We start from the raw sequence: 16,745 nt of genomic DNA, 5'->3' as shown, positions 1-16,745 counted from the left end.
ATGCCTAAAATACGTCGCCTCGCCCAACAGGCGTCCCACTTTTATAATGTCCTCTCAACTTGGTTTAACACGCTTTCTTTAGCCGCTAAAAGCAGCCCATCATATTGATTTTGCTCAAGAGATTCCTCGAGCTGATGCAAAATATGGTTTTTTAAAATGTGTGAACTCCAACCTATCATCGATGGCGATGCTACAAGACTTTTTATAAGCGCATTTGCTGCTTCTTGCTTGTCTTGAAGCCACAGGATAACCAGCATATAGGCGAATGCAGGGCTGTTGGTTTCAGAGATCGTAACTTTTTTAAGCAACGAAAAAGCTTGCTCAAATTGTGCGTTGTCAAAAAGGCTCAGACCACGTATATAATCGGAAAATCCTGCTCGCGTATGAAATAAGCCGCCTTTTGTCCACGGCAATTTTTTTAAAAGCGCATCCAAATCATTTGAACTTTCCCTGCCGAATGCGCATATTTTTTCATGAGCCATTAAATTCAGCTCCCATTGTAAGGCACGAAGGTACGCCGTCATCGCTTCAATATTCTTTTGTTTCTTTTCAAAAACTGTGCCGATTTGTGCATGCATTTCACCGCATGTCAGCACTTTTTTATCGCTATGGTCGCCCACTTTGTTATGAATCGCACCAAAAAAGTCTGTGAGCGACTTGGTGTTTTTAAGTTGTGTCGCTTCAACAGTTTGGCCAAATAATTCGCCATCATCAACATACCGGCTGATTTCCTCAATCTTTCTTGTGTAGCGTGCAGACCACAACGTAAGTTGCATTTCCTTGGAGGGCTGCCGACAGCCCAGATACAACAGTTTTTCAGCCGTTTCTAAATGTCCGTCATGCAACAGCTTTTTCAGCACCCTGTGTTTAAATTCCGAGCGCAAATCTTCTTGAGTTATCGCTTTAAATATCTGTCTGAGAACGTCAAAGTTATTGAACCGCGCCCATAAGACGGCGAGGTTAACAAAAGAATTTTGCCTCTGTTCATGTAATAGTAGCGGCAAGAGGGCTTTGGCCTTTTTTGTTTTTCCGTTAAACAGTAACGTGTCATGCACGGCACTAATTTCGCGGTACGCATCCGGTGCCAAAGTCATAAAAGATGGTTCGTCGCCGCTTAGCTGTTTTTGTATTAAGTGATATAAGGCGCTAAAAGATGGAGTTTTGCCATCTGTTTGTGCCAATTCTTTGAGTAGAATTTCGGCCTCTGACATTGCATCACACAGCCAGCAGCGCTTTATTTGTTCAGCCAAAGTTCGGTCATTGCCTACGTCGCCATCATTCTGGCGGTCGGCTATTTGGCCCTTTTCTATCATCAAGCGGCAGTTAAATTTGACATCACAAGCCTGCCCTTCAAAACCGGCATCGGTTACACGACGGATTAAGCCCAATGCTTTGTCATACTGCCCCAACGCAAAAAATGCTTTGGCGGCCGCGACCATCTGTTGAGGGATATTCTGCTTTAGCGCAAGGCCCAAAATGCCCGACAATGCCTCGGGCATTTCCGCCTCTAGAGCGAGGGTGCATAGCTTATCGAAAACTCCGCTGTTACGGCTGTTGAGGTAATACGCTTGCTGAAAACAGGCCAACGCCTGACGCAGGTTTGCTAGATGCGCCATCATGGTTCCAAGCGACTCCCAGACGATCGCGGCGCTAATTTCCGGGCCGGGCACCATTGGGGTAAGCTGTTTCATGGTGTTCAGGCAGCGCATCAAGTCGCGAATGCCCGCATTGTAATCGCCAAGCTGTTTATGCGTTTCTGCGCGCAGAACCAAAAAATCTGTGTAAAGGGGAAAGCGCTCAACCGCTTTGTCTAACACCGTTAAAGCTTCCAAATAACGTGCGAGATACAGCAAGGCCCAGCTCCGACATTCATAAAGATGCGCGGCAAATAAGCACTCAGGGTTGAGACCGTCACAGGCGTTTTCAAAGTAAGCGACGCTCTCCTCATATTTTTCCGCTTTAAAAAGACTGAGCCCATACACATAGTTGATATAATGCACCTGTGGTTCCTTTGCGATGTCCTGTTCCAGCAGTTGGTCGCGCATTGGTGTATCCCAAGACACCTCGTTGTCACGGCGCCAAACAATAATATCCGCATTTTCGATGTTGCAAATCTGCACATCGGGTATGTGTTCAAAGGCGTTGTAGCGATAGCGATATTCCTTTCTGTTGCGAATTAGCCTCAGTCTGCTATTTGTCGGAACCATTTTAAGCCCACCTAGCCCGGTGAGCTGCAACAAATAGCCCTCTACATTTGGATTTTTTAAAAGCAGCGGCACTTTTCTCAAATCCGTATTGGATAAGGCTTCATTAGCTTGCAAAAATAGCAACCATCTTCCGACAGCTCGATCTATACAAAAATTTTTGACGCTGCTAAAGCTATTCTGCCAATCAAACTCAAAGACATGCGCACCCGCGCGCTGCGCCAAAGCGACTGTCTGGTCACTCGAGCCGATATCTACGACAATAATCTCATTTACACTGTCCTTTAAGTCGTGCAGACAGTCGGATATATACTTTTCATCATTGTAAGTCACCACGCAGAGGCTTAATTCCTTTTTTTCGGTCATGGCAATACCACCCCGTCTGATATTTTGTGCAGGTGCTCATAGGCCTTTGCCGCTTCTTCATACACACCCAACAGATAACAGCTATCGCCCAGCTTTTCAAGCAGCGCGCGGTCGTTGGGTGCTGTTTTTAAGCCCTGACGGCAAAGAGCGGCCGCTCTCTGGTAGTCCTGCCGTTGGTACAAAACAGCGGCATAATGATACAAAATATCAATATCGGCCGGATCAAGCTCATAGGCTCTGCCCAAAAAGCGCTCGGCATTTTCCCAGTCCTTAGCTCGGTAGAGAATGGCACCCACGGCGTAATACCGCTTCGCGCTATCAGGCTCCTTTAAAAGCTGCGTTATTTTCCTGTTTAAGTCGTCAATCCCGCTCACAAGCTTCACACCCCTCCTGCTCTGTTTTTAGCGCAATGAGTTGCGCTTTTAAAGATTCCACGGCGTTTTCAAGATGAATGCTCAAGCTTTGATTGACAATGTTTAGATAGTAGAACAGGTCATACTGCAATTTAAAAACCTCTGTCACCTTTTCTGGGGCGTCAATGTTTCCGACCCGGTTCATCAGATAGTAATAGACAAAAAACATCTGCTGAATAAAGTGCCGACATAAACCGTTACGCAAGAAAGTATCAAACACCTCCAGATGGCGCTTGTAGGCTTCATCAATGGTGGCTTCATAACGTTTTATGTCCTCCAATTGTGAAAGCTGCACCATGTCTTTGCAGTCCAGCTTTCCCTTGACCGTCTCCTGCACAAAGCCTCGAAACAGCTGTGCATACTGTGCCGTATCTTCTATAAAGCGGCTCAAAAGCGCGATTCTATCCGAAACAGAAACCTGCTTTTTATTTTCATCTATCAGATGATTAACGCGGCAGGGTACTTCCTTAGTGCAGTACTGCGCAATAATCTTTGTGAGGGGAACACATTTGGTTCCGGCTATTTTTGCGCCACCCTGTGTCGCGTTGAGAAACAATATATTGGGGTGCGCCGCTATCTTGATTTCCAAACCCATCTTAAAGCTGTTCCAAAGCGGGTTTGTCGCTATTTGTGTGCCATCGTTGCCCTCGACATAGATCACCGGTAGCGACTCGATCAGCGCCCTGGCTTCCTCGCCTGTTTTTTCATAGTAGGATGCGTCCCGGCTGTGCGTCGTCCCTGTAGTGCCGTAGGCGTAGTCCTGCCCGACAAATACAATCGGGCTCGCCCCAAAATAGGCCGCCAACTCCAATGCCAGATGTGATACGTTTGAACCGGCGTCAATTGCGCTGCCATCGCCAAGATTGCCATTAACCCACTGGTTTATGGCCTCCCCGCTGCGAAACACAGGAATTGTGGCTCCATCAAAGGCCGGGAAAACCTGTTTATCGACCATTGCCAAACAGATCAACGCCATATCATCCGGCAAGCTTCTGTTTTCAAAGTGGTAGGAATAGGTCTCTTTTGATCGCTCTATAATGGTCAGGACGTCGGGCTTAATGCCATTTTTTATGAGTGGCACAATGGCAGACTCCACCGAAATAACCAACCCTTTCCCCGCGATATCTTTGAGCTGATCGATATTTTTATCAAGCGACGGCCCGTTGGCCACAATAAAAGCGGGGGTTCCTTTATACCGATCCTTCAAGCAAGAGAGGTACGGGTTGCGAGCAATGGCGCCGGCATTTGCGATTAAATTGCATAATCCAATTAAATTATCGAGATGGTCGTTACCGATATAAAAGGTCAGCAACGACAGTCGGGTAAAGACAAATTGATAGATGGCCAAATACTGCTTTTTGAAGTTGCGTTGCGCAGCGGGCGTAAAACAAAAGGCCGGATAGGTGCAGCTAAAAAAGTTTAGGCTGCCAAACAGGTCGGAAAAATCCTGTTCAAACTGACTGTTGTCACCGACGAAAAAAATTAATTTTCCGGATTTTATAATCGGTTCAAAGTCAAAGTGGTACAACATGGCTTTAAATAAAAAAAGATCCTGTTCAAACACAACGACAAGTGTATGGGGCATTTTATGTGCAAATATTTCAAAAATCGGATAACCAAAACCCGAACCAAAAAGAAACACGGCCCCGGATGCCCGCTTTAACAGCGCCTTGCACCACGCTTTAGCTTCGGGAACCGGTTGCGCACTCACGATCTGAAACGCCTTACCCTCCTGTTGATATTGGCAGAGGGGATAGCCGTCATCGTTGTATGTAACCTCAATCTTCTTCCACAGCACGTCTTCGTCAATTTTTTGGACAAGTGCTCTCTGCCACGGCGCTAAAAGCTGCAGATTTTTTTCAAACATTTCTCTTGTTTCGTTCGGTTTCGCTATCTGCATATTACATTGCACCTCGCTTCCCACGCTTTTAACTGTGGGATGATGGTGAATTCCAATAAGTCGGTCATGCCTGTCACATCTTGATTTTGCATACATTTGAGCAGTTTACGGTAACCCCACAGAATATTGTCCAGCCCAAAGTCAGTCGCCTCCGCACATTGAAAAATGTCCAATATCCGTTCAAGGTCTTCAATGCTGTCAAGAAGCGCGTCCAGCGCCCTATTATCTTCGCCCTCTCTAAAAAGAGAAACGCAAGATTGCAGCGTATTATGTAATCGGCAGTTTGTTTCTTCCAAACATTGTGTTGCATTCATTCGCGTTTCCCCTCGTCAAAGATTTTTGACCAACCGAACTGGCGATAGGTCATCAGGTTATTCAAAATGCTCTGCTTGGTTCTGCGCATTTCAAGGTCAAACCCGCTAGATAATGCCTGCATCTCTTTTTGTTCTTCGTCGCTAAAAAAAAGCTGTCGCAAACTTTTTGCTTCAGCTTTTATCTGTTCCAATACGTTTCTGAGTTCCGACATCTGAGCAGCCAAATCAAAAATCATTGCAACCCGACTGCGCATCTCTTCGGAATACCATGTATAGTCGTTTTCCTGATCTTCAATGACATGCATGTGCATCTCCTCTTTCCTGTTTATGCTAACGCCGTTGCCTACTTCAAAAACACGGTGTCATAATCCAGCACCGCCTGATTAAAATCGCGCATTTGCCCAATATCTATCCAATATTCTCTTATGGGGAAGGCGCACACCTTCTCGTTGTTTTTTAGCATTATTTCCAACAGCTGATTCATGTCTAAAGAACTGTTTTCCGGCAGTTTTTTTAATATTTCGGGGTTTAAGACATATATTCCCGCATTGATAAAGCTTGTGAAGACTGGCTTTTCCTCAAAGCCAATCAGCATATCTCTGTCGACCTTAACAACGCCGTAATCGACCTTAAAATCGTAAGCTGCCACCGCAACCGTTGCACAGGCCTTGCGTTTTTTGTGAAAACTAATCAACTGGTCAAAGCCTAGCTTGGTCAGGATATCGCCGTTTATAATAATTATCGGCTCTTCGGTCTCGTGATGAAACAGGCGCAGCGATCCGGCGGTTCCCATGGGGCGGTCTTCGTGGATATAATCGAGCGTAATTCCCCATTGGCTGCCGTCGCCAAAATAATCGATAACATTTTGCGCTTTATAGTTGATCGAGAGACAAAAACGGCTAAAGCCCTGTTTGATAAACTCCTCCAGTATGGTGGCCAGAATCGGTTTCCCGCCGATTTCCAGCATAGGTTTGGGGCAGTTTTCTGTCAGTGGCCTTAATCTTTTGCCCAGTCCACCGGCCATGATAACGACCCAGTTCTCTCTTTTGGGTGTCTGCAATAAATCGTCCAGCTTCTCAATTCCAATGAGGCGACCCGCGGCGTCAACCACCGGCAGGTGCCGCAGCTTATTGACCCGCATGATATTTAAGATGCTGTTTTGATCCTTAATTTCGGGAATCGTAATAGGGCGGTTGTTCATAATCTGCTCAACCGGCTGGTTTAACAAAATCCCCCGCATTAGTCCACGGCGGATGTCACCATCGGTAACTGTGCCCAACAATTTCCGGTCGTCATCCACCACCAGCGCTATTTGCTGCGAGCTAATGTCTATAATTTCAATTGCTCTTTGAATTAGCGTATCAGGTTCTATTAAAATTTTCTCTAAAATATCCATGAGCTATCCATCCGTTTTGCTTTTACTAATCTCCACTAAAAAAGGCGAGAAGGCTTTTATCCTGCAAGAATTAGAATCCTTGGGATGATACCCGCTAACGCCCAAAATGGTGCAGAGCGGAAAACTGCCATATTAATCTGCTTTTAGTGGGCGATTAGTATCAGTATATTCACCGCAGATTCCGGTGTTGAGTCGCTTGGCCGGAGGCCTGCCAGTCACGATTTATGCTGTTATATAAAAGGGCAGCGTACCTTTAGATATAAGGAACAGCCGCCCCGTAGCTTAATACTTCTGAATTTTTTAAGTCACATTGTCCTTACATATGCATCAATTTCTTTAAATCCATCCGCCATAAAGTGCTTTGCCAATATTTCCATCAGCTCAAAATCGTCTTCGCTGTCGATATCCAAAACCGCGGTGTCGTTCACTAACACAATGTCAAATTCACCGTCAAGCGGGGACTGATTCAGTTTGCTGATGATGCTGTCTCTCCGGTAGCAGTATATCGACGCATTCATGTCATAGACCGGGGGGGCCTGCTGCCTTGCAGTGAAGCCGCCATCTATAATCTTTTGCATTTTGCCATCCTTTCGCTCCACCATATTGAAGTACGGGTTTCGTCTGGCCGGCACGGCGGAAAAAACCACATCCATGTCGGTCTGTACTTCAAGCTGTTTTAGCGCTTTTTCCATATCATCAATCTTGCGCAGCGGCGATGTAATATCCAAATCGATGACATAATCATAGATTTTGCCCGGCTTTTTCTCCATCTCGAGCAGCGCGTGTCTGATTGCAGCCAGCTTAGGGGTGGTGTCCCCCGCCAACTCTGCTGGGCGCTGGATACAGTTTAAATTAAACCGTCGAACCAGCGCTAAAATCACGTCGCTGTCGCTGCTGACGACAATATCAACACAGTCCGTCGGCCGGCGCTCTTTAAACAGACGTGCCGCCGCAATGGTGTAATACAGCAGCGGTTTAGCTAAAAAGCTTCGGATATTTTTGTTCTTAACCCATGTTGAGCCACCGCGTCCGCAAATAGTGATCAGAATATTCATGATGTCCCCCTCCCCAATGCAACGTCTAGCACCGCGCAGCAATGCCCTATGTTATTAAACGCCCGACCTGAGCGTATGCAATCCAGAAAAAAGCGCATCTCGCGCAGATAGATGTCGTTCTCGCTCTCACTAAACTGAATCGGCGGGCGACCGTCTGAAAAAGTGATGGTGTTTTTAATCAGGTCGCCGATAATGCTCCCCTGCTCGGTGAATAGTTCGATTTCACGTCTTGGCTCTCGTCCAAAATAATCCAGATGTAGCTCGGCTACCATGTTTTCATATTCAGCGATATAGACAGCGGTATCGTTGGCGTCTATGTCAAGACTTGAATACTTGCCGCAAATTCTATGAACCTTTCGGGGGAATCCAAACAGCGCAATGATGTAATCCCACTCGTGTATCAGGTCGATGTCGACGCCACCGCCCAGTGCTTTTTGGGCGCTGTAACCCTGCCGGTAATCGGCTCCCGGCCGCCAGTCCGGTAGATAAGACGAGCAGATGACTCGCACACAGTAAACGCTTTGATTGTTGATCATCTTTTTTAACGCCTGAATTACCGGCGCGTAGCGCAGCGGCCCTGCAACATAATAAACACCGGTCGGACTGGACTCTATTTCGCCGATGTTGTAGCTTCCGCTGTCGAAAATCGGCTTTTCGATAAATAGGTGATTTGCCCGTTTTGCCATCAGTTTCATCGTTTCAAAATGCAGGCTGGTTGGGTTAGTGATAAACGCGAGATCATAGTCCTGATCTAACTCGCGCACATCGGCAAATTGTTTGGCAAGCAGCTTCTCAATATCTTTATCCAGCGCGTTTGACGTTTTCCTCAGCGCATGTATTTCCGGCATCGTGCCAAACGCCGAGGCGAGATGCGTTAAATTTTTAAGATGTCGCCTCCCGATGGAACCAAGGCCACAAAAGCATACTTTCAAGATGGCATCCCCTCAATTCGGTCAATGAGCTTCAGCGTATGTAAATCTTCTTCAAAGCTATAGTGCACGTGGTCTTTTTCGCCCGCTATCATCATTAAAAACGCCGATAGCTCCGCTTCATACGCATTTTCAATGTTGTTTTGGGTATAGCCGTTCTTTCTCTCCACAATGTCGTAAGTAGCAATCGACTCGCTTTCTTTTTTTGTTGTGTCATATCGGCACAGGCTTTCGGGCGTGCCCTCCCAGGTCAGATAAAGCGAGTCGGAATAGACCAAGAGCGTCTGCTGGGCCTTTCTAGTCAGCACATCGGCAATAAAAACCCCTTTGCTACCACCTTCGTGTTGCAAAATCAGAAAATAATTATCGGGGTAGTCAATTTCCAAATCGGACATCTTATCTTTGACCACCATAAAATTCGCAATTTCTCCAAAAGTTCGGATAAGCCACGGTAGCTCAATTGCAAAAATTTCACGGCAGCCATCAGTCCGCTTATCCCAGACAAAAAAGTCCTTGTCGTTCTCCCACGGGTGCCAGTCGAGCAGATATTGTCCTACATGGTAGCGATAATTCACCGGTTTACCCTGCTTTGAAACAATATCCGCAATCGTCTGAATCTCTTTGCGGTAAAGCTGGGTGGAGGATAAAAATAATTGTACCTGCTGCTTTTTTGCCGCCGCGATAATCGCATCATATTGTTCCGAAACCAGATTGATCTCGCTGAAAATGTGCAGACCCCGCGCGATACACCGGCGTATGATCTCCCCGTGACTCAGCGGCGAAGTACAGATTAGGGCGGCGTCAGGGTGCTCCCATGCAATAGCCGTCTCGTAATTCGCATAGGTTGCAATGCCAAATAACGCCCGCACCTGTGCCCGCTTCTCCTCGCTGATGTCGGTACCACATAAGCACGCAGGCTTAAATTGCTTTAGTAGCAGCCGGATTCTGCGTTTTCCCATTGAACCCAACCCAATGACTACAAATTTCATACCATCCCCCTCTTTTGATATGCACATATCCGGTGCCGTAGCCAATATCCCCGCCAATTACAGAGAGATCAGCTCATCCACACCGAAATCCCGCTTTGCAGCCATGCCAATCACCGCATGCCACTTCATAGGGGAAATACCCGTCCCGGGCCGCTTGGTTGTAATATTATCGGGCGTAAAAACTTCGCCCTTTAAAATACTTCTGGCCGCGACAATGCTTTTTCGCGCGGCGGCAATATTCTCCCGCTCCGATTCAGTAACCGTTTTCTCGCCTGTTCCCATCGCCAGTTCAATGTTGCGTATCCCGCGGATCATGTCGGCTAGCTCGTTAGGGTCGGCGCTGGCCTTATGATCCGGCCCCGCCAGTTGGTGGCTTAATGTAAAGTGCTTTTCAATAACCTCTGCGCCCAACGCGGCAGCTGCAATCGGCACCTCAATACCCTGTGAGTGATCTGAAAGCCCCACCGGGAACCCGAAACGCTCTTTTAGGGTTTGCATGGCTCGAAGGTTTATATCGTTCATTGGCGTCGGATACTGCGTATTACAGTGCAGAAGGGCGATTGATTCTACCCACCCTTTTTGCAAAACTGCGATGGCGTCCTCAATTTCTTGCAGCGTACACATGCCGGTGGAGAGCAAAATCGGGTTGGGAAAGCTTGCAATCACCTCTAATAACGGCAAATTGGTAATCTCACCCGACGGTATTTTAATTGCATCAACGCCGAGATAAAACAAAAATTCCGCGCTTTCAATATCGAACGGCGTTGACAGAAAACCGATGCCCGCCTTTTGGCAGCAGGCTTTTAGTTCTCTGAAATTGTCAAAGGATAACTCCAGTTTTTTAACCATGCCTAGCATTGTTCCACCGTTTCCGGTTGCTTCTGCCTGATACTTGGCCTTGGGCGCATACCGCGAGATAATGCTTTCGCTTTTCCAGGTCTGAAACTTAATATAATCCGCGCCCGCCTTCGCCGCAATATCCACCAGCTGCTTCGCCAAATCCATGCTGCCGTTATGATTCACACCAGCCTCTGCAATAATTTTGATTTTTTTCATAACGCAGCTCCTTTACGCGCGGTATTGAATCATATATCCGTTTTGGGGGTCAAAGTCTGGGTCGCAATCGACGCGAAGTTTAACCAGACTGCGGAGTTTTTCATCGCTGAAAATGCTGCGGCCGATGTAAAAATCAAGCTGTCCTTCTTTATTAAAAGATTTTTTAAATAAGAACAGGCTGTCGTCCGCCTCAACGCCGCCCCCCAGATGGAATTTTTTATAGCCGTTGTCCGCGCCCCAGCAGGCGGCGGTATAAAGCAGAAGGTTATTGGGCGAAAAGCGCTGGAAGGCCTCATCCGAGCCGCTTAAATGGTAGTGAATATTAAGGTTGCAGCAAAGGATAATTGCCGCGCTAACAATTTGCCCTTCCAACATGGCGCAAAACAAATTATAATAGCCCGCCATGTTTAAAAAGAAATCGTCAAAAAATTCGCCATTGAAAAAATAATACGATGCAGCCCCAAGCCGCTGCATGGTTTCTGAATAGAGCCTGATAAATGTTGCTTTGGCCTCGTCGCTGTTGTCGATTTTTATTTGAATACCGGTCTTTCTCGCCTTTTGTATTGCACCTCGGCATCGCGATTCCAAATTGGCATAAACGGTCTCTCGATCGGCGATATCGACAAAAACTGTCTTTTTGATACTGCACAGTTCACAGTAATCGGCAAAAAGCACCTCGTTCCCCAAAAGCGGGTGAAAGCGTATAAATTGCGAAATAATGCCGTTTTCATTGCAGTAGGCTTTGAACAGAGCAAAAAAGCGGCGCATTTCCTTTTGGCTATAATGCGTCACCAGAGGGCCGCCGTAACCATACGGCGTGGCTATATCATAGTAACAGCCTTTTTCTAAAATCCCCTCAAATGTATAGCTTTTTGCAATGTCGCAGTGCAGAACGGTGTAGCACAGCCGCATCCTGTCGCCGCTGTAATAAATAAGATAAGGGTTGCCGTCACCCGCGTAGCGAAAGGCCGACACATATTCGTGTAAATAATAGACGTCATAATTAGAAAACGACTTTACAATGCCATTCCATCGTGCCTTTTCAGTAAACGAAATAATTTGTAGTGCCTCCATGCCGGCCCCTCCATGCAATTAAATATATAATATTAAAATTTCTTGTCTGCATGAAAGGTTATGGCATCTGCGTCACCTCATAAAACTGCTTTTTTATCAAGGACTTGAAATCTGGAAAGCTTCCCAGAATCCCCACTGTTTTTTCAATGCTACCGCCGTTGCCATAGGGATTCTCGCTGCCGGTACAATCCAGTTGGAGCGCCTTTTGAATCGCATCAAATATTTCATCTCTTTGGGCGGGACAGCAAATGACCGAGGGTGCAAACAACCTACCTTTCTGGCGGTCGCCGATATTGACCGTCGGCTTGTGAAACGACGGCACCTCGTACACACCGCTTGAGGAGTTGCCCACCACCGCGTCGACCTGCCCAATGATGCTGTAATAACGTAGCTGCCCCAGGGACGGAAACGAAACCGCGTTGGGGTGGGTGACAATAAAATCTTCAATTTGGCATATGATTCGGCGCCCTTCGGGGTCGGCGTTGGGATGGGTGAAAATCAGGCCGATATCGTCACCAAGCCACTTGAGCGCCGCCAATAGCTCGGTAAATTGCTTTTCTGAGGGCTGCGCGTCCAGCGTAACCGGATGAAACGTAATCAACAGGTTTTTATCATAAAGCTTGATGCCTAAGTCCCGCTCCAGCTCAGCACGGCTCATCCGCGGTAGTGTGTTGATCAGGTCTAACCCGATATGCCCCACATTAAAAATATACGCCGGGTTTTCTCCAAGCTGCCGAACCCTTTGCCAAGACTTTGAATTGGTGACAAAATGTAGCTGTGACATCTTGGTGATGCTGTGCCGAATTGCTTCGTCAAACGCACCCTCGGTCACGTCACCACCCGCTATGTGTGCAATGGGAATTTTTGCGATCATTGCAGCCTGAGCCGCCGCGAATATTTCATAGCGGTCGCCTAAAACCACGAGAAGATCGGGCCTTAGCCTCGCAAAGGCATCTGCAAACCCGATAATCCCAAGCCCGATAGATTTTGAGGTACCCACCGGCGTATCGCTGGAAAGCTGCATTTCGACCTTTTCATCAATCAAAAAGCCATCCTTTTCAATCTGTCGATAAGTCAGCCCAAATTCCGGTGCCAAGTGCATGCCGGTGACCACCACCTGCAAGCGCAGATTGCGTCTTTTTTTAAGCGCTGCCATCAAGCCCAAAAGTAAGCCGTATTCGGCGCGCGAACCGGTTACCACGCAGATTTTTCGCATACTCAAACCCCACCTACGCCTCTCCTAGGCAAGCGCTGCTCGGTATATTAATGATGCGCTGCTCCAGACTTTCCGCCGTTGAAAGATCCATATGTGGGCAATCCTGAAACGGAGGCAGCTTATGCATCAAAACCCAAGCCGGGCGGGTCATCAGCCCCGCATCGTTCGTCTGCGCAAGAATTTCATCCCGCATCAAGGCATTTTCTTCGCTGAGAATGCAGGCGTTCAGCCAATAGTTGCTCTTAGCGTAGGCCGGCTCCTGAAAAAAGGTGATGCCATGCATATTTTCAAAGGCCAGTCGATATTTTCCCGCCAAAGCCCGTTTGCTGCGGACAAAGTGGTCAAGCTGCTCCAATTGCGCACAGCCCAAAGCCGCGTTGATATTAGGCATTCGATAATTATAGCCCACCCGATCATGTACAAAGGCCCATCGGTGCGGCAGCTTGGCGGTCGTGCTAATATGCTTTGCCGACTTTGCAAGGGCCTCGTCGTTTGTCAATATTGCGCCCCCGCCACCGGTCGTAACAATTTTATTGCCGTTAAAACTCATCGCAGATAATGTTCCAAAATTTCCGGTGTGTCTGTTTTTATAGTAGGAACCCAGCGATTCCGCTGCATCCTCAATCAGTTGGAGCCTAAACATCTGGCAAACCTCTAAAAGTGGTTCCAGATCGGCCGGATGCCCAAAGGTGTGCATGACAACCACAGCTTTAATAGGGCGCATCGTCAATTTGTTATAGCAAAACCCGTCCTTTTTAATGGTTATTTCTTTGAGATAGGCGTATAATTTTTCAGGGTTTACGCCAAGGCTCTCGGCCGAACAGTCTATAAAATGCGGCACCGCCCCACAATGGCAGACGGCGTTTGCTGTTGCAATAAAGGTCAGCGTCGGAGCCAACACCTCATCCCCTTGCCCCACGCCCGCCAGTTTAAGACACAGATGCATGGCGGCGGTCCCGCTCACAACGGCGATTGCAAATTTGGATCCGGTATAGTTGGCCAAATTTTTTTCAAATTTATCAACATAGCCCCCGACGGAGGATACATATCCCGAATCTAAACAGTCTTTAACATAGTTCCATTCATTCCCGGCAAAAAGCGGCTCGTGCAGGGCGATTGGGCAGTCGTCCTTTTTTAGAACGTTTTTTAAAGCAAAAACAAACTCTGATGGGCTGACCTTTGTTTTCATAGATTATATCCGCCTGCCTTATATCGTTTAAGATTGTTTTTATCACTAAACCACGCAATGGTTTCCGAAAGCCCCCGCCTAAATCCCGATATACCGCCGTAGGCTGGCGCCCAACCGAACAGACTTTCAGCCTTTGTTGTGTCCGCCAGCAACCGCTCCACCTCGCTTTTCTCCGGTCTCATGCGCTGTGATTCACTTTCAACCTTAATTTCCGCACCCATAATGCTCGAAATTATATGAACTGTGTCTTTGATCGACACCTCAAAATGGCTTCCGATATTGACAATTTCTCCTATTGTCTCCGGCGTTTCGGCAACCGCAATAAACCCGCGAACTGTGTCGGTTATGTAATTAAAATCCCTGGTGGGCGTCAGCGCGCCCAGCTTTATTTTTCGCGCACCCTGCGCAATCTGGGTAATGATGGTCGGTATAACCGCCCTGTTCGACTGCCTTGGGCCGTAGGTATTAAACGGCCTGATAATTGCAACAGGCGTACCAAAGGAACAGTAATAGGCCAGTGCCATTTGATCCGCACCTATTTTTGAGGCTGCATATGGCGACTGCGCGTGCAGCGGGTGGGTTTCGGTTATTGGGATATTTTGTGCCGTGCCATAGACCTCGCTTGTGGAAGTGTGTATGATCTTCTCCGTTCCCAGCTCACGGGCCGCCTGCAGAACGTTTAACGTCCCTTTTGTGTTTGTATCAAAATAGGATTCCGGATAATAGTATGAATATGGTATAGCAATGAGCGCAGCAAGATGAAATACAACATCCATGCCCTTCATCGCACGTTTAACACCGTAAGAATCTCTGATATCGCCGGGGATAACTTCCAGCGCTTTTTTTGTTTGTGCTTCGGCATAATCAAGCCAACCCCAGGTATTAAACGCATTGTAATAGACAAAAGCACGAACAGAGTGCCCCTGTTTGACGAGTGTCTCGGTCAAATGGGAGCCAATAAACCCGTCCGCGCCGGTAATTATAATTTTTTTTGCGGTTAATGCCATAAGTCAGCCCCTCACACATACTCTACATTTATATATTGAATAACACCTACAACTAGGAATAACAATACGCACATGCCACGAATGTATTGCCAGCCTCATTGAATGATGCTTTAATTCATTCCTATGCAGCTGTTTGGAGAATTATCAAATTAGAGGGGGTGATATTATGCCACCAAACAATTTCCCCTTAGTTTTCTGTTACTTAACCGATAAAAACGGAAATATTATAAGCCCATATCAGCCAAACGCTGTTGATTTTTCAGAGGCTTCCTGCCCTAACAATCGCGCCGCAATAAAAGTTAAATCGCCAGCCGGCGACGCGACCACCAAACAGCTTGTGGCCATCTCTATCAAAGGGTTTGTCGCTGTCTGCTCCGACGCGGGCATTCTGTCTGTGCCGCTCCCGTTTTGTATTGTCAAATACCTCTTTCTTTGCGCGCCCAATGGGTCAGACTTATGCTTTGCGTTGAATTGTTTTACCTGCCGCGCGGTTCCGGTCTTCAGCAAAGGGCAGAATCGTGCCGATCACATCAAAATTACAATAAATATTGATGCAACCGTTTATGCAAAGGCAAAAACCTGCTTCATGGTACCGATACTAGATAATTCGCAGGAGATTTTTGACCAAATATACATCAGCGCAGACAGAGTTTATGATTCAGTAAGATTCCATTCCAAGGCCTGCCTTTTACACAGCAACATACTGCGTTATACTGAAATCTATCAATATAATGCCATTTCTGATGGACACCAGCGCATTTATACCAACGCCGACGAGCAAAAGACATATGGACATCGCGGCATTCTTTCACCGCAAGAAGTATCGTACTATAACCTTTTTATCAACGGCGTGCTGCAACCCAAAACAAACTATGTGTTAACAAAAGGCCGTCTGGAGCTGAAAACAACCGACCTGCCCTTGCGCGGTCAAGTCGTGATGATAACCTTTGTGACCTTTATAAATCTAGATAACAAAATTCAGCAGGTGACCAACTTGCTATATAACGCTGTATCCGACGGCGTAAAAAGGGTCTTTACTGATGAGGATATGATAAAAGAATATGGCAGTGACGGCATCCCCGCCCCTTGTAAAGTCTCTTATTATAACCTGTACATCAACGGGGTCTTGCAGCCCAAAATAAATTACACAGTGAAAAAAGGTGCTTTAAGACTTAACACAGAGGATATTCCCCTGAAAGGCCAAATAATTACGTTGGAATCGCTGATCATTAAAGTCCCCTGTTCAGGTGTTATAAAGGTAAAAACCTATCAATACAATGCTTATTCCAAAGCAAAAAAAATCTTTACCAACAAAGACGGCATACCCGAATATGATGATGCACAAATAATTAACCCCGCGTACAGCTCCTATCAAAATTTGTTTGTGAACAGTATCATTCAGCCGGAAATCAGCTATTTCGTAGATAAAGGTTGTATCTGCCTCAAAACAGAAGATACCCCCATAGAAAAAGCGCCTGTCTCGTTGCAATATGTCAACGAGAATTCGGAGTTTCCCTTTGGAGACTGCCTTGTTTCAAATCTGGCACTTTCAAAATGGAATGAACAACACAATACCAAAGAGCCAAGAAGCGACTAATCTCGAACACTTTGGCTAGGTAGCGCCTCATTGCATGTAG

At 46.8% G+C, this 16,745-nt stretch carries 15 protein-coding genes; 1 reads left to right on the top strand and 14 read right to left on the bottom strand.

From position 1 onward, the window contains the following. Positions 1 to 41 precede the first annotated feature (41 nt). The 14 genes from RBH76_11385 to RBH76_11320 all read right to left on the bottom strand — a co-directional run bounded on the left by RBH76_11385 (position 42) and on the right by RBH76_11320 (position 15,108). Entirely contained in the window at positions 42 to 2,570 is a 2,529-nt protein-coding gene (locus RBH76_11385; protein WMJ83324.1) for a glycosyltransferase, read from the bottom strand. Then, on the bottom strand, positions 2,567 to 2,944 hold the full coding sequence (locus tag RBH76_11380) for a tetratricopeptide repeat protein (protein ID WMJ83323.1): 378 nt from the start codon (positions 2,942 to 2,944) through the stop codon (positions 2,567 to 2,569). Before RBH76_11380 ends, RBH76_11385 begins: the two co-directional genes overlap by 4 nt. Then, positions 2,931 to 4,883, bottom strand: a complete 1,953-nt coding sequence (locus RBH76_11375; GenBank protein WMJ83322.1) for a DUF115 domain-containing protein — start codon at positions 4,881 to 4,883, stop codon at positions 2,931 to 2,933. Before RBH76_11375 ends, RBH76_11380 begins: the two co-directional genes overlap by 14 nt. Continuing rightward, positions 4,874 to 5,197, bottom strand: a complete 324-nt coding sequence (locus RBH76_11370; protein ID WMJ83321.1) for a hypothetical protein — start codon at positions 5,195 to 5,197, stop codon at positions 4,874 to 4,876. The genes RBH76_11375 and RBH76_11370 overlap by 10 nt, the downstream gene beginning before the upstream one ends. Next, positions 5,194 to 5,502 carry a hypothetical protein gene (locus RBH76_11365; protein ID WMJ83320.1) on the bottom strand — a complete coding sequence of 103 codons (309 nt, stop codon included), beginning with the start codon at positions 5,500 to 5,502 and terminating at the stop codon, positions 5,194 to 5,196. The genes RBH76_11370 and RBH76_11365 overlap by 4 nt, the downstream gene beginning before the upstream one ends. Positions 5,503 to 5,540: 38 nt before the next feature. Next, positions 5,541 to 6,593 carry a nucleotidyltransferase family protein gene (locus RBH76_11360; protein ID WMJ83319.1) on the bottom strand — a complete coding sequence of 351 codons (1,053 nt, stop codon included), beginning with the start codon at positions 6,591 to 6,593 and terminating at the stop codon, positions 5,541 to 5,543. Positions 6,594 to 6,898: 305 nt separating this feature from the next. Continuing rightward, positions 6,899 to 7,648, bottom strand: a complete 750-nt coding sequence (locus tag RBH76_11355; protein WMJ83318.1) for an acylneuraminate cytidylyltransferase family protein — start codon at positions 7,646 to 7,648, stop codon at positions 6,899 to 6,901. After that, on the bottom strand, positions 7,645 to 8,580 hold the full coding sequence (locus tag RBH76_11350; GenBank protein ID WMJ83317.1) for a Gfo/Idh/MocA family oxidoreductase: 936 nt from the start codon (positions 8,578 to 8,580) through the stop codon (positions 7,645 to 7,647). Before RBH76_11350 ends, RBH76_11355 begins: the two co-directional genes overlap by 4 nt. After that, positions 8,577 to 9,566: a Gfo/Idh/MocA family oxidoreductase gene (locus tag RBH76_11345; GenBank protein WMJ83316.1), complete on the bottom strand. Its 990-nt coding sequence runs from the start codon at positions 9,564 to 9,566 to the stop codon at positions 8,577 to 8,579. The genes RBH76_11350 and RBH76_11345 overlap by 4 nt, the downstream gene beginning before the upstream one ends. A gap of 57 nt (positions 9,567 to 9,623) precedes the next feature. Next, positions 9,624 to 10,622: an N-acetylneuraminate synthase gene (gene neuB / locus RBH76_11340; GenBank protein WMJ83315.1), complete on the bottom strand. Its 999-nt coding sequence runs from the start codon at positions 10,620 to 10,622 to the stop codon at positions 9,624 to 9,626. A gap of 12 nt (positions 10,623 to 10,634) precedes the next feature. Next, on the bottom strand, positions 10,635 to 11,696 hold the full coding sequence (locus RBH76_11335) for a GNAT family N-acetyltransferase (GenBank protein ID WMJ83314.1): 1,062 nt from the start codon (positions 11,694 to 11,696) through the stop codon (positions 10,635 to 10,637). Between the two features lie 58 nt (positions 11,697 to 11,754). Then, positions 11,755 to 12,912, bottom strand: coding sequence for a UDP-N-acetylglucosamine 2-epimerase (gene neuC / locus RBH76_11330; protein WMJ83313.1), 1,158 nt, complete (start codon positions 12,910 to 12,912; stop codon positions 11,755 to 11,757). 13 nt (positions 12,913 to 12,925) lie between these two features. Next, on the bottom strand, positions 12,926 to 14,101 hold the full coding sequence (locus tag RBH76_11325; GenBank protein ID WMJ83312.1) for a LegC family aminotransferase: 1,176 nt from the start codon (positions 14,099 to 14,101) through the stop codon (positions 12,926 to 12,928). Then, the gene (locus tag RBH76_11320) at positions 14,098 to 15,108 is read right to left on the bottom strand and encodes an NAD-dependent 4,6-dehydratase LegB (GenBank protein WMJ83311.1); all 1,011 of its coding nucleotides are present in this window, start codon (positions 15,106 to 15,108) and stop codon (positions 14,098 to 14,100) included. Before RBH76_11320 ends, RBH76_11325 begins: the two co-directional genes overlap by 4 nt. Positions 15,109 to 15,274: 166 nt before the next feature. Here RBH76_11320 and RBH76_11315 point away from each other — a divergent pair, with 166 nt between their 5' ends. Beyond that, positions 15,275 to 16,705, top strand: a complete 1,431-nt coding sequence (locus RBH76_11315; GenBank protein ID WMJ83310.1) for a DUF4183 domain-containing protein — start codon at positions 15,275 to 15,277, stop codon at positions 16,703 to 16,705. Positions 16,706 to 16,745 lie beyond the last annotated feature (40 nt).

Source organism: Oscillospiraceae bacterium MB24-C1 (assembly GCA_030913685.1).
Taxonomy (GTDB): domain Bacteria; phylum Bacillota; class Clostridia; order Oscillospirales; family Ruminococcaceae; genus Yanshouia.
Note: the sequence above shows the minus strand (reverse complement) of the source record. Positions and strands in the feature narration are given on the sequence as shown.

What these genes read in the sequence shown, in the direction of transcription:
- RBH76_11385 (WMJ83324.1), bottom strand. Translation starts at nt 2,570, where the DNA reads ATGACCGAAAAAAAGGAATTAAGCCTCTGCGTGGTGACTTACAATGAT.
- RBH76_11375 (WMJ83322.1), bottom strand. Translation starts at nt 4,883, where the DNA reads ATGCAGATAGCGAAACCGAACGAAACAAGAGAAATGTTTGAAAAAAAT.
- RBH76_11370 (WMJ83321.1), bottom strand. Translation starts at nt 5,197, where the DNA reads ATGAATGCAACACAATGTTTGGAAGAAACAAACTGCCGATTACATAAT.
- RBH76_11365 (WMJ83320.1), bottom strand. Translation starts at nt 5,502, where the DNA reads ATGCATGTCATTGAAGATCAGGAAAACGACTATACATGGTATTCCGAA.
- RBH76_11360 (WMJ83319.1), bottom strand. Translation starts at nt 6,593, where the DNA reads ATGGATATTTTAGAGAAAATTTTAATAGAACCTGATACGCTAATTCAA.
- RBH76_11355 (WMJ83318.1), bottom strand. Translation starts at nt 7,648, where the DNA reads ATGAATATTCTGATCACTATTTGCGGACGCGGTGGCTCAACATGGGTT.
- RBH76_11345 (WMJ83316.1), bottom strand. Translation starts at nt 9,566, where the DNA reads ATGAAATTTGTAGTCATTGGGTTGGGTTCAATGGGAAAACGCAGAATC.
- neuB (WMJ83315.1), bottom strand. Translation starts at nt 10,622, where the DNA reads ATGAAAAAAATCAAAATTATTGCAGAGGCTGGTGTGAATCATAACGGC.
- RBH76_11335 (WMJ83314.1), bottom strand. Translation starts at nt 11,696, where the DNA reads ATGGAGGCACTACAAATTATTTCGTTTACTGAAAAGGCACGATGGAAT.
- neuC (WMJ83313.1), bottom strand. Translation starts at nt 12,912, where the DNA reads ATGCGAAAAATCTGCGTGGTAACCGGTTCGCGCGCCGAATACGGCTTA.
- RBH76_11325 (WMJ83312.1), bottom strand. Translation starts at nt 14,101, where the DNA reads ATGAAAACAAAGGTCAGCCCATCAGAGTTTGTTTTTGCTTTAAAAAAC.
- RBH76_11320 (WMJ83311.1), bottom strand. Translation starts at nt 15,108, where the DNA reads ATGGCATTAACCGCAAAAAAAATTATAATTACCGGCGCGGACGGGTTT.
- RBH76_11315 (WMJ83310.1), top strand. Translation starts at nt 15,275, where the DNA reads ATGCCACCAAACAATTTCCCCTTAGTTTTCTGTTACTTAACCGATAAA.